Genomic DNA, 24,414 nt, shown 5'->3' on the forward strand with positions numbered 1-24,414 from the left:
TTCACACTCCCGGCGTCGGACGGTTGGGTGCTCCACCCGGCGGCATGCCGACGGACGGCTGCGTCTCGGGGGGAGGGCCGGACGGGAGCGCCGTGGGGGCCGGCGAGCCCGGTGCGGTGGATCGTCGTTGCTGCGCGGCGGCCCCGTCCCCCTGTGCGCCGGAGGCTCCGTCGGTCTGTGCCGCCGCCTTCACGAATCGGCCGACGACCAGTCCTGCCAGCAACGCGCCGCCCAGGAACATACCGGGGCGTCGACGGGCGAAGTCCTGCATGTCGGTGAGGACTCCCTCGACGCCCTGTTCTTCCAGATAGTCGGCGGCCCGGTGTCCGCCGTCGGCTGCCTGGGCCGCCAGGTTCCGGGCGGGTGAGTCGCTCTTGGCGTTCTCCGCGAGTCCGGCGAGGTCGTCCGCCCACTGGTGCAGCGAGCCCGCCGCCCGCCTGCTCTGTTGCTCCGCTTCGTTCATCGCACGGCTCCGGAGGTCGCCCGCGACCGCGCCGACCTGCTGACGGGCCTCTCCTGCCACGGCCTTGGCCTGGTCCACCGCGGTCTCCCCGATACGTCCCGCGGCCTGCCTGGCCTGACCGGCCGTGGCCGAGGCCTCCGTCCTGGCCGCTTCACCGGTGTGCTGCAACCTCGTCCTGTTGTCCTGCGCTGCCTCAGTCATCGGCCACTACTCCTTGCACAACCCTGGAGGTTTTATGAGTTATGTAAGCGAGTGACTGCTTTGTCGGGCTTCACACCTCCTGCGAGGTGATTTGTCGGACCCCACCCGGGCACCCGCAGGCCAGGACGACAGGGAGGACAATCGTGAGTGACGACCGCACACGCCGGGTGCCGACCGCCGGCCACACCGCGGACGACGACCTGACCGGGTACCGGGTGGACGCCGTCGACGGTCATGTCGGCAAGGTCAGCGAGTACTCGAGGGACCTCGGTCCGCGGTTCCTGGTGGTGAGAACCGGCCCCTGGGTGCTGGGCAAGGACGTGGTGATTCCCTCCGACGCCGTGTCGGGCATCGGCCACGACACCCGCACCCTGCAGCTGTCCCTGACGAAGACACAGACCAAGTCGTCACCCGTGTTCGACGAGGACACGTACCTGGGTGATCCGCGCCACCGGGACCAACTCGGCGGCCGCCACGGGTCGGGTCACTGACAGCAGCGTCTCGCGGCCGCCTGTGTCGGGCGGGCGGCGCCCGGCGGACAGCGTCGGGGCCGCCTCGCGGCACCCGTGAAATTGTTGGACGGCCGGCGAGGTTGATCACTTCATGACTCAACGACCAGCGCCTCGCTCACTGTCCGACGAAGACCTCTCCGGCTTGCTCGGCCGGCAGCAGTTCGGCACGCTCGCCACCGTCAAGCGCAGTGGCCACCCCCACCTGACAACCATGGCGTACACCTGGGACGCCGAGGCCCGCATCGTGCGGTTCTCGACCACGGCCGACCGGGTCAAGGTTCAGCACCTGCGGCGCAATCCACGCGCGGCGCTGCACGTGTCGGGCGGCGACGTCTGGTCGTTCGCCGTCGCCGAAGGCGAGGCCGTGGTCTCCGAGAGCACGACAGTCCCCGGAGACGCGGTCGGGCGGGAACTGCTCGGGCTGATCCCGACGGCCGCGAGGCCCGCGGACGAAGCCGCGTTCCTGGAGGAGTTGGTCGCCGAGCGCCGGGTGGTCATCCGGCTGAAGGTGGACCGCCTGTACGGCACGGCGCTCGCCGTCGACGGCTAGGGCCCTTCTGACGGATCTCCGCGGCGTCGCGACGCCCGGCACGCCCGCTCGCCGCACGGCGCGAAGGGCCAGGTGGCTCCGCCACATGACCCTCCACGCCGCACGCCGATCGCGCGCACCGAACGCCGCTCCTTCACCCACGGAGATCCGTCAGAAGGGCCCTAGGTGTATTGACCCGCAGCGTTGTTCACACGGCTGATCGGTGGCTGACCGCCGAGTGCGGTGTGGCAGCGGTGGTGGTTGTAGATGTGCAGAAAGTCTGCCAGGGCCGCGGTGCGCTCGCCGTTGTTCGTGTAGGGCTTGAGGTAGGCCCACTCGTCGAGCAGGGTGCGGTTGAAGCGTTCGACCTTGCCGTTGGTCTGCGGCCGGTAGGCGCGGGTCAGCTTGCCGGCCGCGCCGAGGTCGGCAAGCGCCTGCTGCCAGGCGAAGCTCTTGCGGTAGGGCCAGGCGTTGTCGGTCAGGACCCGCTCGATGCGGTCGATGCCCGTGGTCTGGAAGAAGGCCGCGGCCCGGCGGAGGAAGTCTGCGCAGGTGGCGGCCTTCTCGTCCGCGTGGATCTCGCTGTAGGCGAGGCGGCTGTGGTCGTCGACGGCGGAGTGGATGTAGTCGAAGCCCATCCCGCTGCGAGTGGCCCGGCCCGCTTGACGGCCCAGGACCTTGTGGCCGCCGCCGTCGGGGATGCGGCCGAGTTTCTTGACGTCGACGTGGATGAGTTCGCCGGGCCGGTCGCGTTCGTAGCGGCGGATGAGCTGTCCGGTGGGCCGGTCCAGGTGCGCAAGCCGGTTGAGGCCGTGGCGGGTGAGGATGCGGTGCACGGTCGAGGGGGGCAGGCCCAGGACCGGGCCGAGGCGGGCGGGGCCCAGTTTGCGGTCCTGGCGCAGCCGGCACACGCGGGCCTCTACCGCTGCCGCCGTGCGGTGGGGTGTCGTCAGCGGACGGCTGGGGCGGTCGTGCAGCCCCAGCTCGCCCTCCGCCCGCCAGCGGCGGATCCACTTGTGGGCCGTGGCCCGCGAGATGCCCATTTCCGCCGCGACATGCGCGACCGGGCGGCCACCGCAGACACGTTCGACGAGCAGCCGCCTGCCGTGAACGGTCAACCGGGCATTACGGTGGGACACGAAGACCTCCGTGCGGTGCAGTCCTAGACAGCTCCACCACACCGGAGGTCTTCGCCATGATCAAGCACCGGCGAGTGTCAACAACGCTTGTGATCAATACACCTAGGACCGATCGGTGCCGTGCCGGTCACAGCCCCTCGTCGAGGACGGTGACCGGCACGGGCGCTGCCTGGCGGACGGTGAACTCGTCGTACCGTCGTTCATCAGGCGCTGATGTGTGCGGCGGCTCCGGTGGGCAGCCAGTGGAAGCGGTCGCGGATGTCGTGGGGAGCGCGGGCCAGTTGGTGCTCGATGGCGTCGCGGCCCTCGTGGAAGTGGTGCCAGCCCTCGTAGTGGACGGGGACGGCCGTGCGGGGGCGCAGCAGGCCGCACAGCTCCACGGCCTGGGCGGCGGTCATGGTGTACCGGACGGGGCCGGTGATCGGGAAGCGCACGCCGCCGACGTGCAGCAGCGCGGTGCCCACGGTCAGACGCCGCGCCACTTCGCGCACACCGCCGTACAGGACGGTGTCCCCCGAGATCCAGAGTGCGCCGTGCCGTTGGCCTTCCCAGGTGAGGGCGAACCCGGTGACCTGTCCGGTCAGGGGCCGGGACAGGGGAGGGCCGTGGCGCGCGGGGGTGGCGGTGACCTCGATGGTGGGGCGTCCCGGGGCGTGCAGATGTGTCACCGTCCAGGGGGTGAGGCCGCGGGCCGGTGAGCCGAGGCGGCGGGCGCCGGCCGGTGTGGTCAGGACGGTCCGGGCGGTGCGCAGGACGTCGCGCCCGGTGTCGTCGAGGTTGTCGCCGTGGTGGTCGTGGCTGAGCAGAACCGCGTCGATCGGCGGCAGGTCCGCCGCGGCGAGTGGGGGACCGGCCGTCTTGTGGGACGAGGTGCCCCACCCGAAGGAGTAGCGCTGTCCGGGTGGGTCGAAGGTGGGGTCGGTCAGAAGCCGCCACCCACCGGTCTCGATGAGCGTGGTGGGACCGCCGATGTGGGTGATGCGCAGGTCGCTCATGCGGTTCCCTCTCCCTTGATTTTTGCGGAGTCTCCCCGGGGCCGGGACGGAGGCCGCCCGTCCCGGGCCCGGGTGCGTGCCGTGCGGGGGTCAGGAGTGGGCGAGGGCCCAGTCCAGGGCATGGTCGGCGACCTCTTCCCAGCCGTCCTGGGCGGGCATCAGGTGGGAGCGGCTCGGGAACACCCCGACCTCCGTGATCGTGCCTTCCGCCTTGTAGTGCTTGGCGTTGGACCGCTGCACCTTGGGCGGCATGAGGTGGTCGTGCCGGCCCGAGAGGAACAGCAGCGGGGCCCGGCCCGCGTTGTGGTAGTCCACGTGGGTGTCGGTGTGGCCGGGGTGGATGTTGGCCAGGGCGCTGCCCCAGAAGATGCTGCCGGAGGCGGGGATGTGGTAGCGCTCGTAGGTGGCGCGGGCCTGGTCCTCGGGGAAGGTGTTGGTGAAGGCGTAGCGCCACTGGTCGTAGTCGAAGCCGACCGCCCGGTGGCGGTTGGCCGGGTTCCTCAGTACCGGGAAGGCGGAGCGGATTTGGGACAGGGGGACGACGGCGACGCCTTCGGTGGGTGCCGAGTTGATCGCCACTCCCGCGGCGCCGAAACCGTGGTCCAGCAGGATCTGGGTGTACGCGCCGCCGGCGGAGTGACCCATCACGATGGGCGGCCGGTCGAGTTCGGTGATGATCTTCTCCAGACTGGAGACGATGGCGGGGACGGTCACGGTCTCGATCGGGGTGGGGTCGGCGTTGAGGGCCTCGACCTCGACCTCGAACCCGGGATAGGCCGGGGCGAGGACGCGAAAGCCCTTGTTCTCGTAGTGGGTGATCCAGTTCTCCCAGGAGCGCGGCGTCACCCAGAAGCCGTGGACCAGGACGATGGTGTCGGGTTTCATCGGTGTACTCCTCGGCGAGTGGCCTGGTCGGCGGAGTGGATCTGGCGGACCACGACGTCCGGGTGGGACATCATCACGACGTGGGAGGAGCCCCTGACCTCCACGGTCCGGCTGTGGGCGCGCTCGGCCATGTAGCGCTGGACGGCCGCCGGGATGACGTTGTCCGCGGTGGGGATGACGTACCAGGACGGCAGGCTCTTCCAGGCCGGCGCCCCGCTGGCGCCCGCCAGTCCGCCCACGCTGCCGGGGCGTTGGGCCGCGGCCATCAGCCGGGTCTGCGAGGCCGGCAGGTCGGCGGCGAACACCTCGCGGAACGTGGCCGGGTCGATGTAGCCGTCCGACCCGGTGCTGCCGTCCGGCAGCGGGACATCGCGGGTGACCAGAGCGGTCGGCAGCCTGCTGCCGGGGAACTTCTGCGCCAGTTGCAGGGCGCTCTCGCCCTGGTCGGGCGCGAAGGCCGCGACGTACACCAATGCCCTGACCCGGGCGTTGCCGCGGGCGGCGTTCGTGATGACCTCGCCGCCGTAGGAGTGGCCGACGAGGATGATCGGACCGTCGATGGAGTCGAGGACGCTGGAGACGTACGCCGTGTCGCCGCTCAGGTCGCGCAGCGGGTTGGCGGGAGCGATGACCGGGTAGCCGGCCTTCTGCAGGGCGGCGATGGTCCGGTACCAGCCCGACGCGTCGGCGAAGACGCCGTGGACGAGGACGACGGTGGGTTTGGGGCCGTCCCCGTGCGCGGCATGGGCGGAGACGGGAGGTGCGGCGCTGCCCACCCCGGCCACGAGGGCGGCGGCGAACAGGGAGGCGCTGACGGTGCGGCGGCGAGGCCGCCGGAGGCTGAAGGGCATCTCATGGCTCCTGTGCTCGGGCGTCCGGCGAGGCGTCGCCGCCGGAGACATGAACGTGAAGTCGGCAGTCGATGTCGTCAGGTGTTGAGGAACTCCAGCAGATCGGCGCCGAGTTGCTCCTTGTGGGTGTCCGTGATGCCGTGTGGTGCGCCGGGGTAGACCTTGAGCGTCGCGTTCTTGATCCGCTCGGCCGACGCCTTGCCGCCGACCTCGAAGGGGACGACCTGGTCGTCGTCGCCGTGGATGACGAGGGTCGGCACGTCGATCGCGTCCAGATCGGCGCGGAAGTCGGTGGCGGAGAAGGCGGCGATGCACTCGTAGGCGTTGCGGTGCCCGGCCTGCAGGCCCTGACGCCAGAAGGCGTCCCGGGTGCCCTGGGAGACGTCGGCGCCCGGCCGGTTGTCGCCGAAGAACGGCCCGTCGGCCAGATCGCGGTAGAGCTGCGAGCGGTCGGCCAGTGATCCGGCACGGATCTCGTCGAAGACCTCGACGGGAACGCCGCCGGGGTTGTCGTCGGTCTTGAGCATGAACGGCGGTACGGCGGAGACGAGGACGACCTGGGCGATACGTGACGTACCGTGGCGGCCGATGTAGCGGGCGACCTCGCCACCGCCCGTGGAGAAGCCGACGAGCGTGACGTCACGCAGGTCGAGGTGGTCGATCAGGGTGGCGAGGTCGTCGGCGTAGGTGTCCATCTCGTTGCCGTTCCACGTCTGGGTGGAGCGGCCGTGCCCGCGCCGGTCGTGCGCGACGACCCGGTATCCGTTCTCGGCCAGGAACAGCTGCTGGGCCTCCCAGCTGTCGGAGTTCAGCGGCCAGCCGTGGCTGAGGACGACGGGGCGGCCGACGCCCCAGTCCTTGTAGAAGATCTCCGTGCCGTCGGCGGTGGTGACGGTGCCCATCGTGCGTCCCTTCGTCGGGGTTCGGGAGAGCGCGGTGCGGTGCCTTTACGAAGCTAGGTCGCCGGGCAGGGCTCGCCATCCGTCAGGTGACTGCATGTCCCCGGCCGAAGTGGCGTGGCAGGGTGCCGCCCGCCTCACGCGCTGTCGTCGAGGGCCCCGAGGGCGTCGCGCAGAGCCGAGCGAGAGGTGATGCCGAGCTTGGGGAAGACGCGGTAGAGGTGAGCGCTGACCGTGCGCGGCGACAGGTACAGCCGCTCGCCGATCTCCTTGTTGCTCAGGCCCGAGGCGGCCAGTCGGGCCACTTCGAGTTGCTGCGCGGTCAGAGCGCCCGAGCCGGGATCCGCCGACCGGCCCGGGACCACCTCGGGCGTGACGGCCACACCTGCGGCGCGCAGTTCCTGCTCGGCTCGGCGGCGCCAGGCCGTCGCACCCATGCGGCCGAAGATCTCGGCGGCGCGGCGCAGTTCGGGGCGCGCGTCGCCGGGGCGGTGCCGACGCCGGTGGAGCTCGCCCAGGACCAGCCGCACCCGGGCGTGGTCGAAGGGCCACTGCTCCACGCGCGGCAGGGCGAGCGCTGCCTTCAGCAGGGGCACCGCCTCCTCGTCGGACGCCGCGAGGGCGCGGGCGGTGAGGATCTGCAGGCGCAGCCGAGGGGTGAGGTCGGCGAGCCCGGCCCGGTCGGCGGCGGCGATGTGGGCACGGGCCTCCTGGGTCCGCCCGGTGCGCAGGGCGGCGTCGACCAGATCCAGGACCAGCCACGGGGCGTAGGCCGTGTGGGGCGCGAGGGTGCCCGGCGGGCCGACCCTGACGCACTGCGCGTAGGCGGTCTCGTTGTCGCCCTCTGACAGCGCGGCGAGTGCCAGGTTCCGCGCCGACATCGTCAGATGGAGGGTGCTGCCGCGGGGCGCGGCCCACTGCTCGATGGTCCTGCTGTACTCGCGGACGCTGTCGACGTCGCCGCGGCCGGCGGCGAGCCAGCCCAGGCTGCAGCGCAGGTCGTGGGCGAGTAATTGCAGGTCGTGGCGGATGCACAGGTCGAGCCCGGCGGAGGCGGCGGCCTCGGCTGCCTCCCACTCGCCGGACAGGAAGTGGTCGTGCGCGGCGAACCAGTGACCGCCGGCGGCGTGGGTCACGGCTCCGCCACCGCTCTCCTGCCTGATCAGGTCCCGGAAATGGGGGCGGTAGTCGTGCAGCAGGTCCAGCCAGGCCGCCGCCCGGCACAGCTCCGCCACCCGGCCCGGCATCACGTCGACCGGCAGGGAGTCGAAGGCCTCCCGCAGGCGGGGCGCCATGTCGTGGCCGGTGCGGGGGAGGTCGCCCAGGACGTCGTGCAGCAGGTGGACCTGGTGGCTCAGCCGGTCGCCGCGGTCGGCGAGGACCTCCCGCAGCTCCGCCCACTCGGCGGGGTCCTGGGCGTAGGACGCCGCCACGATGCGGGCCAGGACGGTTCGCTCCAGGGCCACGCCCGCACCGGGGGCCGCGTCGAGGGCGACGGCGCGGGCCAGGAGTCGGCGGGCGGCGACCAGATCTCCGTCTCGCAGCAGCAGGATCCGCGCCCTCGTGGTGAGGCCGTGCCCCGAGCGGCCTGGATCGCCGAGGTGCTCGCGGGCCTCGTCGAGGAGCTTCTGGGCGAGCCCGAGCTGGCCGGCCTCACTCGCCAGCTCGGCTGCCTGCTGAAGACGCCGGGCGGCTTCCGACGGGGCCGGGCTGAGGGCCGCCGCGCGCCGCCAGGCGGTGACGGCCAGTCCGGTGCCGCCGCGCATGCCGACCGAGCGGGCGGCCTGCTCGATCTCGGCGGCGACCTCCTCGCTCGGCTCCACCGCGGCCGCGGCCAGATGCCAGACGCGGCGTTCGGGATCCGTCCGGTACTGCTCGGCCAACGTGGCGTGTGCGGCGCGGAGTTCGTCGGGGGAGGCGGTCTTGATGATGGCAGAGCGGACGAGGGGGTGACGGAAGCGCACACCGGAGGGCGTGGAGTCACGGGTGACGAGACCGATCCGCTCGACCTCGCGGACGTCGAGCGGCGAGAGGGCGGTCGGCCGGGCGGGGCTCGCACGGTGCTCGACCCGGTCGCCGTCCAGGGCCGTCAGCAGCAGGACCGTGCGCAGCTCGGTCGGCAGCGACAGCACCCGGCCGGCGTATCCCGACTCCAGCCGGGTGCGCAGCGGTGCTCCGTCGGGCAGCATCTCCTGTTGCGTGGCGGCGTCGGTGCCCAGGTCTCCGGGGAGCTCGGCCAGCGCCAGCGGATTGCCCGCGGCCTCCCGCAGCACCCTTCGGCGCACCGGCTCGGGGAGTTCGGGGTGCAGCAGGTCCAGGAGTTCCTCGGCGGCCGGTTCGTCGAGCGGTTCCACCTCCAGCATCCGGATGCCGGGTGTCACTCGCTCGGTGGCGGTCAGCGGGCGCCTGGCGAACACCGCCCGGATGTCGTACGGCTCCAGTCGCAGAAGCAGGAACATCATCACCTCGCGCGTGGGGATGTCCACCCAGTGCGCGTCCTCCACCGCGATGAGTACGGGGCCGTCCTCGGCGACGGCGGCCAGCACCGCGACGGTGGCCACCGAGATCGCCAGCCGGTCCGGTGGGGGGCCGTCCCGCAGTCCCAGTACGCGCCGCAGCACGTCCCGGTGGAAGGGGTCGACGCGGTCCAAGTACTTCATGACGGGTGCGAACAGTTGGTGCAGCCCGGCGAAGGCGAGTTGCGCCTCGCTCTCGTACCCCGACCCGCCGAGTACGCGCATTCCCCGCTCCCTGGCGTATCCGACGCATGCCTGGAGGAGGACGGTCTTGCCGACTCCGGGATCCCCGTGCAGCACGAGATTGGGCGGTGTGCCGGGGGCGCGGTCGACCGTGTCCCGCAGTGCGGTCAGCTCCATGGCGCGTCCGATTATGTCCACATCAATCCCGTTCTGGAAGGGTGAGGTGCAGTCATCTGACCGATGGCCCGGGCCGACCTGGGTCCGACACTGGAGGCGGCAGCGAAGGAGTGACCGTGCCGCGACTCATGGTGGGAAGGGAGAACGGGACCGAACTGAGCCTCTACTACGAGGACTTCGGCACCGGAGATCCCGTGGTGCTCGTCCCCGGCTGGCCGTTCACCCAGGTCTTCTGGGAAGCACAGGTGCACGCCCTCACCGCGGCCGGGCACCGGGTCGTCACCTATGACCGGCGCGGGTTCGGCCGCTCCACGCGGGCGTGGACGGGGTACGACTACGACACCCTGGCCGGCGACCTTCACCGGCTGGTGGAGCACCTCGGCCTCGCGACGATGTCGCTGGTCGGCTTCTCCTCGGGGTGCGGCGAGGTGACACGCTATGCCGCGGCCCACGGCGCCGACCGCGTCCACAGGCTGGTGCTGGCCGGCCCGATCCTCGTCGGAGCGGGCGACGAGCTGGTGGCCGACCTGCTCGCCGCCTCCCGCCGACACCGCATCCCCATGCTCGACGACGTGCTGACCAGGTTCTTCTCGGTGGACGGCGCCTGCGTGCTGGACGAACCGACTCGCCTGCACCATCTGCAGCTGGCCGCGTCCGCCTCCCCCAAGGGCACCGCCGACTCGGTCGAGGCCTGGCCGACCGCGAACCGGCAGCCGGAGCTGGCCCGGATCGACGTACCGACGCTGATCATCCATGGCGAGCGTGATGCCTTCATGCCGTACCAGGTGAGCGGAGCACCCGTGGCCCGTGCCGTGCCGGACAGCAGGACGACGATCGTCCCCGGTGCCCCGCACGGGGTGCCGCTCACCCATCCCGACCAGTGGAACAAGGCCGTCCTCGCGTTCCTGGCGGCATGAGAGCCGGCCTTCCGACCGCGGACCACTGCGACCGGCACGCATCTCCCCACCCCCCTGTGAGCTTCTCGCCATCGTCCAGTGGTGCGTCGGCCGGTACTTAGGTCGTTTGACTGGGCATCCGCCGTGGCGCCGGGGCGCGCTATCCGTCGACGAAGCCGTCGAGCGCTTTCCGGAGCTGGGAACGCGTCGTCACACGCAGCTTCGGAAACGCCTGGTACAGGTGGAATCCGATGGTGCGCGGCGACAGCAGAAGGCGCTCTCCTATTTCCCGGTTGGTGAGCCCCTCGGCGGCGAGCCGGACGATCTGGAGCTGCTGGGCGGTCAGCTCCCGCACCCCGCTCACCGCCGCCTCGCCGGGCGGCACGGTCACTCCGCAGGCACGCAGTTCAGCGGTGGCGCGGATGACCCAGGGCTGTGCGCCGAGCCGTTCGAAGGCCGTCAGCGCCTGCGCCAGGAGGGGCCGCGCCTCGCCGGTCCTGCGCCGCCGCCTCAGCCATTCGGCGTAGTCGAGCCGAGCCTGCGCGCGTTCGAAGGGCCACTGGTCACCGGCCGGATCGGCCAGCGCGGCCAGGAAGTACGGCTCGCTGTCCGGGGGTGCGGACAGCAGCGCTCGTGCCCGGTGCGCCAGCAGCGTGAGCCGGACCGACATCCGGCCGCGGAGCCTGCGCTCCATCGCGTCCAGCACCTGACGGGCGTCGTCCTCGCGATGCGCGCGGACGGCCGCCGCAGCCAGGTCGGCGATGCCGTAGTACGAGACGTGGTAGTGGACGGGAAGCGGATCGGGGCCACCGGTGAACAGCCCGCGCACCTGCTCGTACGCCGCGGGGTAGTCACCGTCGACCTTCGCGGCGACACCCAGGACGATGCGCGCCCGCATGTCCAGGCCGCGGCTGCGCGACAGGTCGATCCCGGCCACCGCCTCCGCGAGCCTGCCGCGCGCCTGATGGGTGTCCCCCCGTACCGCCGACAGCACGGCACTGAGGCAACCGGCACTGGCGGCGGCCATCTCCAGCCCGTTCTCGGTGGCCACCCGGCAGGCGTCCTCGGCGGTCGCCCCGGCGGCCACCCACGCCCCGCTGTCGTACTGGGCATACGACAGCGCCTGCGCCAGCGTGGCGTTGGTGCCGGCCGTCGTGGTGCGGCGCAGATGGTCCATGGCCCGGCCGAACAGCCGGACCGCGAGGTTCGTCTCGTCGAGCGTCATGGCCGCCGCCCCGAGCATGACCAGGTCGGCGAGCGGAGCGTGCGGGTCGGCGGCGGCGCACCTGAGGAGCTCCAGGTGGCCTTCCCGGCCGGTGAACGGGTCGCACCCCACCCGCGCCCACAGCCGGTCCGCCGGGGTGCCGGCCTCGGCTCCGGCCGACGCGGCGATGCGTAACGCCGTCCGGCGAAAGGTCTCGTCACCGGAGTTGTAGACCACGGTCGCCGCCGTGCTCAGAGCGGACAACGCCTGGTCGGGGGCGGTGGCCGCGGTGGATTCCGCGAGGGGCAGCAGGATGTCGAGGCAGGCCGTGTGCCGGGGGGTGACGGCCAGCGCCCAGCCCGCGAGCGTCGAGGCCTCCGCCAGCAGGGCCGGATCGTCCGTGGCCGCGACCGCCTTGGCCGTGATCGTCTCGACCCATCGGGGCCGGCCCGCGAACATGGCCATGGTCGCCGCGCCGACGAGCCGACGGGCCTGTGCGTCGGGGGCCGGGCTGAGCTCGGCGGCGCGTTCCAGGGCCGCCGCCGCGGCATGGTAGCCGCCGCGCCGCCGGGCCCGGTCGGCGGTGGCCACCAGGGCTCCGGCGATCTCCTCGTCAGGGGTGAGGGTCGCGGCCGCCCCGTGCCAGGCCCTGCGGTCGGGGCTGCCGTCGAGCGCCTCCGCCAAGGTCAGGTGGGCCTGTCGGCGGGCGGCGAAGGGCGCGCTCTGGTAGAGGGCGGAACGCACGAGGGGATGACGGAAGCGGATGTGACCGCTGTCCAGCCGGACCAGTCCGGCCTCCTCGGCAGGCCCCCACACGTCGAGGCCGCCGTCCGGCGCGGTGGCGGCCACGGCGACGAGCGCGGCGGACAGATCGGCTTCGCCCGCGGCGGCGACGAGGAGCAGGGCGCGCCGGGTGGCCTCCGGCAGCTCCGACAGGCGGGCGGCGAAGATCCGCTCCAGCCGTCCGGTGAGCGGCAGTGCTCCCGAAGGCTCCTCCGGCCAGGCGTCGGGGAGGCCGGCCGTCGCCCTCGCCAGTTCGATCAGGGCCAGTGGATTGCCGCCCGCCTGCTGCCTGATCCGTGCCCGCAGCCGCCCGGCAGGGGGCTCCGGCTGAAGGTCCAGCAGCCGGTCGGCGGCCTCGTCCGGCAACGGCGGTACGGGCATCAGCGGGAACCCCGCCCCGAACCGGCCGGGCACGGAACCCGCGCGGGCGCCGACCAGGACGGCGACGGGCTCGTCGGCCAGCCGCCGCGAGACGAAGGCGAGCGTGTCCAGCGAACCGGCGTCGAGCCACTGGGCGTCGTCGACCACGACGAACAGCGGCTGCCGGTACGCCGTCTCGGACAGCAGGGTGAGTGCGGCGAGGCGGATGAGCAGCGGCTCGGGACGCTCCGCGCCGTTGTCCGTTCCGGTCGGCCCCAGACCGAACGCGCCGCGCAGCGCGGCCCGCTGACGGTCCGGCAGTTCATCGGCCCCGTCCAGCACCGGTCCCAGTAACTGGTGGAGCCCCGCGAAGGCCAGCTCGGCCTCGCCCTCATCGCCCCGGACCCTGAGCACCCGCAGCCCGCGGCGTGCGGCCTCTTCGGCGGCGGCGTCGAGCAGGGTGCTCTTGCCCGTCCCCGGCTCCCCGACCGCGATCAGCAGGGGGCTCCCGCCCGCCTCGCCGGCCAGGAGCTCACCGATCCGGGCAAGTTCCCGCTCCCGCCCGACGATCCCCCGGCCGATCCGGCCCCCGTTGGACTTCCGAGCCACAACTCCTCCTCCAGGCACGACAGTTGGTCGTCAACCTATCGATCACGCTGCCCCCGGCCTGCGTCTTTCGCGCCCGTCGACGGATTTGCGTCGCCCCTGCGGGCCCGTCCGGCGCAGCGGCCCCCCGGCCCGGTGTGTCTCGACGGGCCGATGCAGCCATGTGACCGATGACCGGTGGCCGACCGGTGCCGCACGCTGTCGCTCGGTACCGAGCATGTCGAGGGAGCCGGTGCCGCCCGCCGGGTGTCCGCGGGCCAGGAGATCTGCTTGCCGCCCGACCCGGCGCCGCCGGGCGGACGGCCGGAAGGGAGAGCCATGAAGGCCACCGTGACGTACATCGGAACCGCGACCGTGCTGCTCGAAGTGGGCGGGCTACGACTGCTGACCGACCCGGCGTTCGACCCGGCCCCGGCGGAGTACCCGAGGGGGCCGGTCACCCTGCGGAGCCTGCGCGATCCCGCCGTCGCGGCCGCCGACCTGCCGCCCCTCGACGCGGTGCTGCTCAGCCACGACGAGCACCCCGACAACCTGGACGAGGCGGGGCGGGCCCTGATCGCCGATCTGACCGTGCTCACGACGGTCAGCGGGGCCGCACGGCTGGGCGGCGGGGCCGTGGGGCTCGCGCCCTGGGACACGTACGAACTCCCCGGCGCGCAAGGCGGCGTACGGATCACCGCCACCCCCGGCCGGCACGCCGGCGAGGTGATCGGCTTCGTGATCCAGGTGGCCGGGGAGGCCGAGGCGCTGTACATCTCCGGGGACACCGTCTACTACGAGGAACTCGACGAGATCGGCCGACGCTTCTCGATCGGCACCGCGCTGCTGCACTTCGGTGCCGCGGTGGTCGAATGGTTCGGGAAGGACTTCATCACCATGGACGGCACCCAGGGCGTGCGGCTGACGAAGTCGCTCCGGGCGAGGACGGTCGTCCCCGTCCACTACGACGCCTGGGACCACTTCACCGAGGGGCGCGACGACATCGTCGACGCCTTCGCCGAGGCGGGACTCCTCGACCGACTGTGCTGGCCGGCGCGCGGGGTGCCCACCATCGTCGGCCGGAGCCCGCTCCGGTAGACCGTGCGCGGCCGTCCTCGGTGATCTCCTCGCGCCCGCATCCGCCGTTCGGTCCGTCCGACGAGGAACGGCCGCCGGTCCGCCGGCAGGTGGCACAGCCCGCCGACGGGTCCGGCACCGGCCGGGCGGGGATGGGGCGGGTCACCGTGCCCGGTCCGCCCGAACCGGGCACCACAGAGGGCGCAGACGGGCACGGGGGAACCGGATAAACCGTACAGCAGCGGCTTGACCTGCGGCTTCCCGGAGTCGCATCGGGCGGTATCGGGCAATTTCAAGCCCGTTGTGGGCCACTTTGCCGCAAAAGCTGGTTGGTATAAATGTCCGGCAAGACCGGGCACGCCGTGCCCGGACCGGGTACGGAAGGCGGGTGAGCGCGATGAACGCCGAAGAGCGTCAGAGCCGGATCCTCGCGCTCGCGCGTCAGCACGGACAGGTCACCGTCACGGCCACGGCCACCGACCTGGCCGTCGCGCCGGAGACCATCCGCCGTGACCTCGGTGTCCTGGAACGCCGGGGCCTGCTCCGCCGCACCTACGGCGGCGCCTACCCCGTCGAGGGCGCGGGATTCGAAACAGGCCTCCCCGAGCGGGAGACCCTGCACGTCAAGGACAAGCGCCGGATCGCCGCCGAGGCGGTCAAGCTCCTCGGTGACGCGGAGACCGTGTTCGTCGACGAGGGGTACACCCCACAGCTCCTCGCCGCGCTCCTCCCCGGTGACCGACCCCTGACCGTGGTCACCGCCTCGCTCTCCACCGCGGCGGCGATCGCGGACTCTCCGCAGGTCACCGTGCTGCTCCTGGGGGGCCGGGTCCGGGCCCGGACCCTCGCCACGGTGGGCTCGTGGGCCTGCGCCATGCTCGAACGATTCGTGATCGACCTGGCCTTCCTCGGGTCGAACGGCATCTCCCGCGAGCTCGGCCTGACCACCCCGGATCCGGTGGTGGCCGACGTCAAGGCCAAGGCGCTGGCCGTGTCGCGCCGACGCGTCTTCATGGGTCACCACAGCAAGTTCGGCGCGAGCAGCTTCTGCCGCTTCGCCGGGGTGGACGACTTCGAGGCGATCGTCACCGACACCGGGCTCTCCAGCGCCGAGGCACACCGCTACTCACTCATGGGGCCGCGCGTCCACCGGGTCTGACCCCGGCCCACCCCCACCCCGCCCGGAACGGCTCCACCGAAGCCGCTCCGACGGCACCCCCTTGCCTGCCCGATCCCACATTCCCTCCCCTCGCCTCACCGCACACCCGTACTTCATGAAAGGGACGATCATGAACTCGAGAAGAACCCTCCTGCGGCGCACCGTGCCGCTCGGTGCCCTCGCCATGTCCTGCGCACTGCTCACGGCGTGTGCGGGCGCCGGGGGCTCGGGGGGCGGCTCCGGCTCGCACTCCATCAACGTGCTGATGGTGAACAACCCGCAGATGGCGGACCTGCAGAAGCTCACCGCGGACAACTTCACCAAGGAGACCGGCATCAAGGTCAACTTCACGGTGCTGCCCGAGAACGACGTCCGCGACAAGATCACCCAGGACTTCTCCAGCCAGGCCGGCCAGTACGACGTGGCCACCATCAGCAACTACGAGACGCCGATCTACGCCAAGAACGGCTGGCTCGCCCCGCTGACCTCGTACACCAAGAAGGACACGGCCTTCGACCAGGCGGACATCCTGCCCGCCATGCAGGAGTCCCTGACCGCCTCCGGCCAGATCTACGCCGAGCCCTTCTACGGCGAGTCGTCCTTCCTGATGTACCGCAAGGACGTCTTCGAGAAGAAGGGGCTGACCATGCCGGCCCACCCCACCTGGCAGCAGGTCGCCGACCTGGCCGCGAAGGCCGACGGCGCCGAGTCCGGGATGAAGGGCATCTGCCTGCGCGGCCTGCCGGGCTGGGGCGAGGTGATGGCCCCGCTGACCACGGTGGTCAACACCATGGGCGGCACCTGGTTCGACAAGGACTGGAACGCCCAGGTCGACAGTGCCGCCTTCACCAAGGCGACCAGGTTCTACGTCGACCTCGTGCGCAAGCACGGTGAGGCGGGCGCCCCGCAGTCCGGGTTCGCCGAGTGCCTCAACAACATGACCCAGGGCAAGGTCGCCATGTGGTACGACGCCACGAGCGCCGCCGGCTCGCTGGAGTCCGGCGACTCTCCGGTGGCCGGCAAGATCGGCTACGCACCCGCACCGGTCGACCGGACCAAGAGCTCGGGCTGGCTCTACACCTGGGCCTGGGGTGTGCAGAAGGCGAGCAAGAACCAGGACGACGCCTGGAAGTTCATCTCCTGGGCCTCCAGCAAGAAGTACGAGGAGCTGGTCGGCGAGAAGCTCGGCTGGTCCCGGGTCCCGGCGGGCAAGCGCACCTCCACCTACGAGAACGCCAAGTACGTCGCCGCGGCCTCGGCCTTCGCCGACGCCACCGCGAACGCCCTGAAGGCCGCCGACCCCGAGAACCCGGGCGTGCAGCCCCGTCCCGCCCCCGGCATCCAGTTCGTCGGCATCCCCGAGTTCACCGACCTGGGCACACAGGTCTCCCAGCAGATCAGCTCCGCCATCGCCGGCAAGACCAGCGTCGAGGACGCCCTGAAGGCCGGTCAGGAACTCGCCGAGAAGGTCGCCGCCAAGTACGCGGACCAGTGATCCCTCCCCGATCCACCCGACGCCTCCGGCCTCCCGGTCCCCCCGCAGCGGGACCGGGGGCGGGACGCCCAGCGGAGACACACCGATGACCCTGACCCATTCGCTCACCAGGCGCGCCCGGGCGCCGCGGATCGCCGGGCGGACCGTACCTCCCCGGCGATCTCGCGGAGCCTGGGCCCGGCGGGCCCCACTGCTCCCGGCCCTGATCTTCATGATCGTGGTCACCCAGCTGCCGTTCGTCGGCACCGTCGCGATCTCGTTCATGCGCTGGAACGCCCTCGAACCCGACCACAAGGCCTTCGCGGGCCTGGACAACTACAAGGAGGCGGTGACCGACCCGCAACTGCGCTCGTCCCTGCTGACCACCGTCACCCTGACCGTCACCGTGGTCCTCGTCAGCCTGGCCCTGGGACTCGGACTCGCGCTGCTCCTGGACCGCCGGTTCCGCGGTCGCGGCCTCGTCCGCACGATGCTGATCACACCGTTCCTCGTCGTGCCCGTGGCCTCGGCACTGCTGTGGAAGCACGCGCTGTACAACGCCACCTACGGGCTGATCAACGGCTCCCTGACCTGGCTGTGGAGCCTGTTCGGCAGTGACGACCCGCCGCAGCCCGACTGGCTGTCCTCGTTGCCGATGATGTCCGTGGAGGCGTCGCTGATCTGGCAGTGGACGCCCTTCATGATGCTGATCCTGCTCGCCGGACTGCAGAGCCGCCCCCTCGACGCCGTCGAGGCGGCCCGTATGGACGGCGCGACCACCTGGCAGATCTTCCGCTACCTCACCTTCCCCCACCTGCGACGCTACCTGGAACTCGCCGCCCTGCTCGGCAGCATCTACGTCGTCCAGAACTTCGACGCCGTCTTCACCCTCACCGGCGGCGGCCTGGGCACCGCCAATCTGCCCTACACGGTCTACGAGACCTTCTACCAGGCGCACGACTACGGGCAGGCCTCCGCGGAGGGCGTCATCGTCGTCCTGTGCTCCCTCCTCGTGGGCAGCTTCGCGCTGCGGACCGTCTCGTCCCTGCTCCGAGAGGAGACCCGCTGATGGCCACGACAACCGCTGACGCCCCCGTCGTACGGCGCAGGCGTGGCGCGCTCGGCCTGCTGGCCTGGCTCTGCGGAGTGCTGTTCTTCCTGCCCGTCGCCTGGATGGTGCTCACGTCGCTGCACAGCGAGTCCGACGCGGCCACCAACCCGCCCAGCCTCGGGGCTCCCCTCACCCTCCAGGGTTACCGGGAGTTCTTCGGAGCGAGCACCGGGGTCTCTCCCTGGCCGCCGCTGATCAACTCCTTCTCCGCGAGCCTCATGTCGACGCTGCTGGTGCTGGTGCTGTCCATCCCGGCCGCCTACGCGCTGTCCATCAAGCCGGTGCGCAAGTGGTCCGACGCGATGTTCTTCTTCCTGTCCACCAAGATGCTGCCCGCGGTGGCCGGACTGCTGCCGATCTACCTGATCGCGAAGAACAGCGGCCTGCTCGACAACGTCGCCCTGCTGGTCATCCTCTACACCTCGATGAACCTCCCGATCGCGGTCTGGATGATGCGCTCCTTCCTCGCCGAGGTTCCCGTCGAGATCCTGGAGGCGGCCTCCATCGACGGCGCCGGACTGCCCACCGTCCTCGCCCGGATCGTCGCCCCGGTCGTCGCCCCCGGCATCGCCGCGACCTCGCTGATCTGCTTCATCTTCAGCTGGAACGAACTCCTCTTCGCCCGCGTGCTCACCGGCGTCGTCGCCGGCACCGCACCGGTGTTCCTCACCGGCTTCGTCACCAGCCAGGGTCTGTTCCTGGCCAAGGTCTGCGCCGCCGCCGTCTGTGTCTCCCTGCCGGTCCTCATCGCCGGATTCGCCGCCCAGGACAAGCTGGTCCAGGGCCTCTCCCTAGGAGCAGTCAAGTGAAAGCCGCCGTCATCAGCGCGCCCGGCCAGGTCGGCGTGGAGACCGTCGACGACCCCACGCCCGCGCCCGGCCAGGTGGTGATCGAGGTCGCCGCCTGCGGCCTGTGCGGCACCGATCTCCACATACTCCAGGGCGAGTTCGCGCCGACGCTGCCGATCGTCCCCGGGCACGAGTTCGCCGGCGAGATCGTCGCCCTGGGCTCCGGCGTCAGCGGCCTCGAGGTCGGGGACCGGGTCGCCGTCGACCCCTCGCTGTACTGCCACGAGTGCCACTACTGCCGTATCGGACGCGGCAACATGTGCGAACGCTGGAACGCCATCGGCGTCTCGGTCCCCGGCGGCGCGGCCGAGTACACCGTCGCTCCCGCCGCCAACTGCGTGAAGCTTCCGGACCACGTCCGCACCGAGGACGCGGCCCTCATCGAACCGCTGTCCTGCGCGGTGCGCGGGTACGACATCCTGCGCTCCACGCTCGCCAGCAATGTGCTGATCTACGGCTCGGGCACCATGGGCCTGATGATGCTCGAACTCGCCAAGCGCACCGGCGCGGCCACCGTCGACATGGTGGACGTCAACGAGGACCGTCTCATCACCGCCCGCACCCTCGGGTGCAGCAACGCGGTGACCACCGCCGACGCGATCGAGCGCCCGCGCGGCTGGGACGTGGTCATCGACGCCACCGGCAACGCCCAGGCCATCCAGGACGCCCTCGGCCGGGTCGGCAAGGGAGGCACCTACCTCCAGTTCGGCGTCGCCGACTACGCGACACGGGTGACGATCGACCCGTATCGCATCTACAACCAGGAGATCACCATCACCGGCTCCATGGCGGTCCTGCACAGCTATGAACGAGCCGCCGAACTGTTCGCCGGCGGAGTCCTCGACCCGGATCTCTTCATCAGCGACCGGCTGCCGCTGGACGACTACGCCGAGGCGCTGCGGCAGTTCCAGGCCGGCAAGGGCCGCAAGATCCAGGTGCTCCCGTGACCACGCGCCTCCCGGCGGTCGTCGTCGGCGAAGCACTGGTGGACGTCATCGTCGATCGCGACGGCCCGAGCCGCAGCCACCCCGGTGGCAGTCCCGCCAACGTGGCCCTCGGCCTGGGCCGCCTCGGCCACCCGGTCCGGCTCGCCACCCGCGTGGGACACGACGACTTCGGCCACCTCCTGCAAAGGCACCTGAAGGACAGCGGAGTCGAGTTGACCGCGGGATCCGTGGTCGCCGCCGCCACCTCCACGGCAACCGCCGTACTCGATGCGGCGGGCGCCGCGCGGTACACCTTCGACATCACCTGGGCACTGCCGAAGGCCGTCGAGGCAGCGCTGATCGAGGGCCCGGCGGCGCACGTCCACACCGGATCCATCGCCACCGCCCTGAGCCCGGGAGCCGAGCAGGTCCTCGCGGCCCTGCACGCCGTGCGGCCCTCGGCCACCGTCTCCTACGACCCGAACGTGAGGCCCGCGCTGCTCCGCTCCCCGGGGGAGGAACGCGAACGGGTGGAGCGGCTCGTCGCCCTCAGCGACGTGGTGAAGGCCAGCGAAGAGGACCTCGCCTGGCTCCACCCGGGCGAGACCCCCGACAGGACGGCGGCCCGCTGGGCACGCAGCGGCCCGTCGCTGGTCGTCCTCACCCGGGGAGCCGACGGCGCCGAAGCGTACTGGCGACACGGCCACCGGAGCATCGCACCGGTCCCCGTCCAGGTGGTGGACACCGTGGGAGCGGGCGACGCCTTCATGGCCGGGCTCGTCAGCCGCCTCCTGCACGCGGGACTGCTGGGCGGCGGCCCCGGGACCGAGGCGGAAACGGCACGCGCGGCGCTGCGCAGGGCCACCGGCACCGACCGGTTGCCCGCGATCCTCGACGAGGCCGTGGCGACGGCCGCCCGCGCCGCCGCCCTCACCTGCGCACGCGAGGGAGCGGACCCACCCACCACGGCGGAACTGATGTGACGGACGGGCAGGCCCCCACCCCGCGGTCGCGGGGCCTGCCTCCGGTCATGTCAGCTCGTCAACGTGACGTACGACGCCGGAACCCGGCGCGCCATCGCGACCGCCCGACGACCGGCATGCGCCGCCCACTCGGTGTCAGGGCTTGTCGGGCGCCCTGGAGTCTGATTGGGTTCGGCGCGCCGGATACGCGAGGGACGCGGCAGGCGGGGAGGATCAGGCACCGTGCAGCCTACGGGGGAGCAGGACGTTCGCGGGCCGTTGCCCGAAGCGCTCGCACGAGCGATACGCGAGACCGCCGACGACATCGCCACGCTGTTGAGCAGCACCTCGCACACGACCGATCCCGTTCCGGATTCCGAGTGGACGGTCGGCGAGGCGGCCGCCCATCTGGCGCTGGCCAACGAGCTGATGGCCGACGCCGCAGCCGGACACGAACGCCCCTACGGGGACGGCACGCCGCAGGGTCTGGCCGCTGCCAACGCAGAGGCCCTCGCCACGTTCGGGCAGCGTGACGCGCAGCCGCTGGCGTCGATGATCACGGAGCAGGCCGACGTATTCCTCGACGCCCTGGAACGGGCTGCGAGGGACGAGAGCACCACGCGCCCGGTCGTCGTGACACCCCTGGGTCCCATGGACCGGCACGTTCTCGCGTCCTACCTGCTGACGCACATGCTGGGCCACGGCTACGACCTGGCTCGCGCGCTGAAACGCCCGCACATGATCGACCGCGACCGTGTCGGGCTGTGCATGCCGTTCATGCTCGCGGCCATGCCGCGCGTCGCCGACACGGCCGCCATCGCTGATCTGGCCGCCCGCTACACCATCCGCCTGCGGGGCGGCGCGGCGTTCGGCGTCAGCCTGGGCGACGGCACGGTCCACGTGTCCCCGACGGCGCTCGAACGTCCGGACTGCACCATCCTGATCGAACCCGTCGCCTTCCTCCTCATAGCGCTGGGCCGTCGTCATCCGTGGCGAGCCATCGGGCAGGGACAGGTCCTCGCATGGGGACGCAAACCCTGGCTCGCCCCCCGCTTCCCGACTCTGTTCACCGCGCCCTGACCTCCTGTCGAGAGATCTGTCGATAGATCGGTCAGATCCGTCAATATGCACCAATCCTCAGTGGGTGGCCGTTCCGAATCCTCGAGTGTCAGGGAAGTCGGCATGGAGGACGGACGGTATGACACCTATCTTCAGGAGCGGTGCGGGGCGAAGGGGCCTCGCCACCCTCATAGCAGGTGCACTGGCCGCCGGGGGACTCGCAGCAGCCGGCGTGGCCACGCTGGGACCGGGGGCGGCTTCCGCCTCCAGTCACCGGGAGGCTCCGCTGATCTCGGGACAACCCCGGTACGACAACACGGACGTGTACGCGTTCGTCAGTCCGGACCATCCGGAGACGACGACGATCATCGCGAACTGGATCCCGTTCGAGGACCCGGCGGGCGGCCCGAACTTCTTCACGTTCGCGGACGACGCCCAGTACGACATCCACATCGACAACAACGGTGACGCGCAGGGCGAACTGCTGCTGCGCTACACCTTCAGGACGCACACGAAGTCCAAGAAGACGTTCCTGTACAACACGGGCCCCGTCACCAGCCTGGACGACCCGGACCTCAACATCACGCAGACCTACGACATCGAGCTGTTGAGGCTGCACAACCAGCAGGTCGTGTCGCGGACGAAGCTCGCCGACGACATACCGGTGGCTCCGTCGAATGTCGGCAAGGCGTCGATGCCGGACTACGGCACGCTGCGTCGGCAGGCCGTCCGTGAACTCGCCGACGGCGTCCGGACGTTCGCCGGTCAGGCGGACGACCCCTTCTTCCTCGACCTGCGCGTGTTCGACCTGCTGTACGGCGGCAACCTCTCCGAGGTCGGCAACGACACCCTCAAGGGCTACAACGTCAACTCGGTAGCCCTGCAACTGCCGACCGACATGATCACGCAATCCAAGCACCAGCCGGTCGTCGGCATCTGGTCGACCACGCAGCGAAAGAACGCCCAGGGCTCCTACGAGCAGGTCTCACGTCTGGGCAACCCGCTGGTCAACGAGGTCGTCAACCCGCTGAAGGACAAGGACGAGTTCAACGCGTCCTCGCCGTGGAACGATGGCCAGTTCCTGAAGAACGTGACCGATCCGGAACTGCCGAAGCTCATCGAGGCCGTCTACAAGATCAAGGCGCCCGCGGAACCGCGCAATGATCTCGTCGATGTCTTCCTCAAGGGCGTCAAGGGCCTCAACCAGCCACCGAACGTACGACCGGCGGAGATGCTCCGCCTGAACACCGCGATCAAGCCGGCCGCCGAACCGAAACGGCTCGGTGTGCTCGCCGGCGACAACGCGGGCTTCCCGAACGGGCGCCGACTCACCGATGACGTCGTGGACATCGCGCTACAGGTCGTCGAGGGTGAACTGGTCGGTTCCAAGAACGACTTGGGTGACGCTGTCGACGCCAACGACCAGAGGTTCGGCGACTCCTTCCCCTACCTGGCCGAGCCCGTGGCCGGTTCGCGCGGCCCGCTCGCACGGGGCACGACCGGGGGCAACGACGTCCTCCACCAGGTGGGCGACGCCCTGCAGCCGACCGACTCCGGCGACGGCAGCCGCAATACCGGCCTGATCGCCGCGTCGGCGGCCGCGGGCGCGGTCGGGATCCTCCTGATCGGCGTCGCTCTGGCCTGGTGGCGCCGGCGCACGCAGCGGCCGAACTGAGCGGCACCACACGAGCGGCGTGCACCTGCCGACGGGGGTCGGCTGGACGGACCCCCGCCGGCCTCCTTCCTGCGGAGCATGCTGATGCCCAGCCGTGTTCGGAGAAGGAAACTGATCCGTAGAAGCCGGGAACCCAAGCCCGCCCGTGATCGACTACTAGCGTGACAGCACTTCGGACGAAGGTGGTTCGGCACACGTGAAAAGCGACTGTGGGTTGCAGTCCTCCGAGGGAAGCGTCGACGGCGGCGAGGGCGGCGGCATACTGCGCGTCCACATCGTCACCTTCGACGGTGTGGAGGAACTGGACGTCTTCGGCCCGCTCGAGGTGCTGTCGGTGGCAGCCCGGGCCTATCCGGTGACGGTGAAGCTGGTGACCGGGGGAGAAGCGGCCGAGGTGACCTACGGCTACGGTACGCAGGTGCCGGCAGCGGCCTGGTCCCCGCAGGACGCGGATGTGATCATCGTGCCCGGCGGAGGCTTCGACCGGCGGGGTGGGGCCGGGGTGTGGGCGGAGATCGACAAGGGTGACCTGCTGTTCGCGCTGCGCTCCGCGCATGAGGCCGGGGTGACCGTGCTCGGTGTCTGTACGGGGGTGATCCTGCTGTCCGCCGCCGGTCTCACCTCGGGCCGGACGTGCACCACTCATCACCTGGCCAAGAGCTACCTCGCGGAACAGGGGGTGAAGGTCATGGACGAGCGAGTGGTCGACGACGGTGACCTGATCACGGCCGGCGGGGTCTCGTCCGGCATCGACGGCGCCCTCTGGCTGCTGGAACGCGAGTTGGGAAGGGACGCCGCCGCCTACGTGGAGACGATCGTGGAGTTCGAGCGCCGGGGGACCGTGCTCAGGACAGCGAACGCGTGCCCGTGATCCTGTCCGTCGAAGCCTCTCGGCCGTCGACGTCCGGGGTCCGGGCACAGAGCCACTGCATTGAGATTCACATC

The 24,414-nt window shown here is 71.2% G+C and carries 21 protein-coding genes; 13 read left to right on the forward strand and 8 right to left on the reverse strand.

Features of this window, described 5'->3' with window-relative positions:
• Nucleotide 1 precedes the first annotated feature (1 nt).
• Nucleotides 2–664, reverse strand: a complete 663-nt coding sequence (locus OG852_RS44565) for a hypothetical protein (RefSeq protein ID WP_330350872.1) — start codon at nt 662–664, stop codon at nt 2–4.
• 143 nt (nt 665–807) lie between these two features.
• On the opposite strand from OG852_RS44565, the gene OG852_RS44570 reads away from it, so the two are divergent.
• Complete coding sequence (locus tag OG852_RS44570; RefSeq protein WP_330350873.1) at nt 808–1,155, forward strand: PRC-barrel domain containing protein; 348 nt, start codon at nt 808–810, stop codon at nt 1,153–1,155.
• Nucleotides 1,156–1,267: 112 nt separating this feature from the next.
• Complete coding sequence (locus OG852_RS44575; protein ID WP_330350874.1) at nt 1,268–1,726, forward strand: pyridoxamine 5'-phosphate oxidase family protein; 459 nt, start codon at nt 1,268–1,270, stop codon at nt 1,724–1,726.
• Between the two features lie 161 nt (nt 1,727–1,887).
• Here the strand turns inward: OG852_RS44575 and OG852_RS44580 are convergent, their stop codons facing one another.
• The 6 genes from OG852_RS44580 to OG852_RS44605 all read right to left on the reverse strand — a co-directional run bounded on the left by OG852_RS44580 (nt 1,888) and on the right by OG852_RS44605 (nt 9,350).
• Nucleotides 1,888–2,844 carry an IS481 family transposase gene (locus OG852_RS44580; RefSeq protein WP_330350875.1) on the reverse strand — a complete coding sequence of 319 codons (957 nt, stop codon included), beginning with the start codon at nt 2,842–2,844 and terminating at the stop codon, nt 1,888–1,890.
• A 203-nt stretch (nt 2,845–3,047) separates the two neighbouring features.
• Complete coding sequence (locus tag OG852_RS44585) at nt 3,048–3,839, reverse strand: MBL fold metallo-hydrolase (protein WP_330350876.1); 792 nt, start codon at nt 3,837–3,839, stop codon at nt 3,048–3,050.
• 90 nt (nt 3,840–3,929) lie between these two features.
• Nucleotides 3,930–4,724 carry an alpha/beta hydrolase gene (locus OG852_RS44590; RefSeq protein ID WP_330350877.1) on the reverse strand — a complete coding sequence of 265 codons (795 nt, stop codon included), beginning with the start codon at nt 4,722–4,724 and terminating at the stop codon, nt 3,930–3,932.
• On the reverse strand, nt 4,721–5,575 hold the full coding sequence (locus OG852_RS44595) for an alpha/beta fold hydrolase (RefSeq protein ID WP_330350878.1): 855 nt from the start codon (nt 5,573–5,575) through the stop codon (nt 4,721–4,723). The genes OG852_RS44590 and OG852_RS44595 overlap by 4 nt, the downstream gene beginning before the upstream one ends.
• Nucleotides 5,576–5,652: 77 nt before the next feature.
• Entirely contained in the window at nt 5,653–6,477 is an 825-nt protein-coding gene (locus tag OG852_RS44600; RefSeq protein WP_330350879.1) for an alpha/beta fold hydrolase, read from the reverse strand.
• Between the two features lie 134 nt (nt 6,478–6,611).
• A complete protein-coding gene (locus OG852_RS44605; RefSeq protein ID WP_330350880.1) occupies nt 6,612–9,350 on the reverse strand; it encodes a LuxR C-terminal-related transcriptional regulator in 2,739 nt (912 codons plus the stop codon).
• Nucleotides 9,351–9,466: 116 nt separating this feature from the next.
• Here OG852_RS44605 and OG852_RS44610 point away from each other — a divergent pair, with 116 nt between their 5' ends.
• The gene (locus tag OG852_RS44610) at nt 9,467–10,267 is read left to right on the forward strand and encodes an alpha/beta fold hydrolase (protein ID WP_166663604.1); all 801 of its coding nucleotides are present in this window, start codon (nt 9,467–9,469) and stop codon (nt 10,265–10,267) included.
• Between the two features lie 139 nt (nt 10,268–10,406).
• Here the strand turns inward: OG852_RS44610 and OG852_RS44615 are convergent, their stop codons facing one another.
• Nucleotides 10,407–13,202 carry an ATP-binding protein gene (locus OG852_RS44615; protein ID WP_330350881.1) on the reverse strand — a complete coding sequence of 932 codons (2,796 nt, stop codon included), beginning with the start codon at nt 13,200–13,202 and terminating at the stop codon, nt 10,407–10,409.
• A gap of 315 nt (nt 13,203–13,517) precedes the next feature.
• Between OG852_RS44615 and OG852_RS44620 the strand changes: the two genes are divergently transcribed.
• The 10 genes from OG852_RS44620 to OG852_RS44665 all read left to right on the forward strand — a co-directional run bounded on the left by OG852_RS44620 (nt 13,518) and on the right by OG852_RS44665 (nt 24,340).
• Complete coding sequence (locus OG852_RS44620; protein WP_330350882.1) at nt 13,518–14,276, forward strand: MBL fold metallo-hydrolase; 759 nt, start codon at nt 13,518–13,520, stop codon at nt 14,274–14,276.
• Between the two features lie 376 nt (nt 14,277–14,652).
• Nucleotides 14,653–15,414 carry a DeoR/GlpR family DNA-binding transcription regulator gene (locus OG852_RS44625; RefSeq protein WP_133914445.1) on the forward strand — a complete coding sequence of 254 codons (762 nt, stop codon included), beginning with the start codon at nt 14,653–14,655 and terminating at the stop codon, nt 15,412–15,414.
• A gap of 130 nt (nt 15,415–15,544) precedes the next feature.
• Entirely contained in the window at nt 15,545–16,909 is a 1,365-nt protein-coding gene (locus OG852_RS44630; protein ID WP_133914242.1) for an ABC transporter substrate-binding protein, read from the forward strand.
• Between the two features lie 85 nt (nt 16,910–16,994).
• Nucleotides 16,995–17,957: a carbohydrate ABC transporter permease gene (locus tag OG852_RS44635; RefSeq protein WP_330350883.1), complete on the forward strand. Its 963-nt coding sequence runs from the start codon at nt 16,995–16,997 to the stop codon at nt 17,955–17,957.
• A complete protein-coding gene (locus tag OG852_RS44640) occupies nt 17,957–18,808 on the forward strand; it encodes a carbohydrate ABC transporter permease (RefSeq protein ID WP_330350884.1) in 852 nt (283 codons plus the stop codon). The genes OG852_RS44635 and OG852_RS44640 overlap by 1 nt, the downstream gene beginning before the upstream one ends.
• On the forward strand, nt 18,805–19,794 hold the full coding sequence (locus OG852_RS44645) for a zinc-dependent alcohol dehydrogenase family protein (protein WP_133914239.1): 990 nt from the start codon (nt 18,805–18,807) through the stop codon (nt 19,792–19,794). Before OG852_RS44640 ends, OG852_RS44645 begins: the two co-directional genes overlap by 4 nt.
• A complete protein-coding gene (locus tag OG852_RS44650) occupies nt 19,791–20,756 on the forward strand; it encodes a carbohydrate kinase family protein (RefSeq protein WP_330350885.1) in 966 nt (321 codons plus the stop codon). The genes OG852_RS44645 and OG852_RS44650 overlap by 4 nt, the downstream gene beginning before the upstream one ends.
• 258 nt (nt 20,757–21,014) lie before the next feature.
• Nucleotides 21,015–21,815, forward strand: a complete 801-nt coding sequence (locus OG852_RS44655) for a maleylpyruvate isomerase family mycothiol-dependent enzyme (protein ID WP_330350886.1) — start codon at nt 21,015–21,017, stop codon at nt 21,813–21,815.
• Nucleotides 21,816–21,933: 118 nt separating this feature from the next.
• On the forward strand, nt 21,934–23,469 hold the full coding sequence (locus OG852_RS44660) for a DUF4331 domain-containing protein (protein WP_330350887.1): 1,536 nt from the start codon (nt 21,934–21,936) through the stop codon (nt 23,467–23,469).
• Between the two features lie 196 nt (nt 23,470–23,665).
• Entirely contained in the window at nt 23,666–24,340 is a 675-nt protein-coding gene (locus OG852_RS44665) for a DJ-1/PfpI family protein (RefSeq protein ID WP_330350888.1), read from the forward strand.
• Nucleotides 24,341–24,414 lie beyond the last annotated feature (74 nt).

The organism is Streptomyces sp. NBC_00582 (assembly GCF_036345155.1).
Lineage (GTDB): Bacteria > Actinomycetota > Actinomycetes > Streptomycetales > Streptomycetaceae > Streptomyces.

What these genes read in the sequence shown, in the direction of transcription:
- OG852_RS44605 (WP_330350880.1), bottom strand. Translation starts at nt 9,350, where the DNA reads ATGGAGCTGACCGCACTGCGGGACACGGTCGACCGCGCCCCCGGCACA.
- OG852_RS44660 (WP_330350887.1), top strand. Translation starts at nt 21,934, where the DNA reads ATGACACCTATCTTCAGGAGCGGTGCGGGGCGAAGGGGCCTCGCCACC.
- OG852_RS44585 (WP_330350876.1), bottom strand. Translation starts at nt 3,839, where the DNA reads ATGAGCGACCTGCGCATCACCCACATCGGCGGTCCCACCACGCTCATC.
- OG852_RS44590 (WP_330350877.1), bottom strand. Translation starts at nt 4,724, where the DNA reads ATGAAACCCGACACCATCGTCCTGGTCCACGGCTTCTGGGTGACGCCG.
- OG852_RS44600 (WP_330350879.1), bottom strand. Translation starts at nt 6,477, where the DNA reads ATGGGCACCGTCACCACCGCCGACGGCACGGAGATCTTCTACAAGGAC.
- OG852_RS44595 (WP_330350878.1), bottom strand. Translation starts at nt 5,575, where the DNA reads ATGCCCTTCAGCCTCCGGCGGCCTCGCCGCCGCACCGTCAGCGCCTCC.
- OG852_RS44640 (WP_330350884.1), top strand. Translation starts at nt 17,957, where the DNA reads ATGGCCACGACAACCGCTGACGCCCCCGTCGTACGGCGCAGGCGTGGC.
- OG852_RS44625 (WP_133914445.1), top strand. Translation starts at nt 14,653, where the DNA reads ATGAACGCCGAAGAGCGTCAGAGCCGGATCCTCGCGCTCGCGCGTCAG.
- OG852_RS44575 (WP_330350874.1), top strand. Translation starts at nt 1,268, where the DNA reads ATGACTCAACGACCAGCGCCTCGCTCACTGTCCGACGAAGACCTCTCC.
- OG852_RS44620 (WP_330350882.1), top strand. Translation starts at nt 13,518, where the DNA reads ATGAAGGCCACCGTGACGTACATCGGAACCGCGACCGTGCTGCTCGAA.
- OG852_RS44630 (WP_133914242.1), top strand. Translation starts at nt 15,545, where the DNA reads ATGAACTCGAGAAGAACCCTCCTGCGGCGCACCGTGCCGCTCGGTGCC.
- OG852_RS44565 (WP_330350872.1), bottom strand. Translation starts at nt 664, where the DNA reads ATGACTGAGGCAGCGCAGGACAACAGGACGAGGTTGCAGCACACCGGT.
- OG852_RS44635 (WP_330350883.1), top strand. Translation starts at nt 16,995, where the DNA reads ATGACCCTGACCCATTCGCTCACCAGGCGCGCCCGGGCGCCGCGGATC.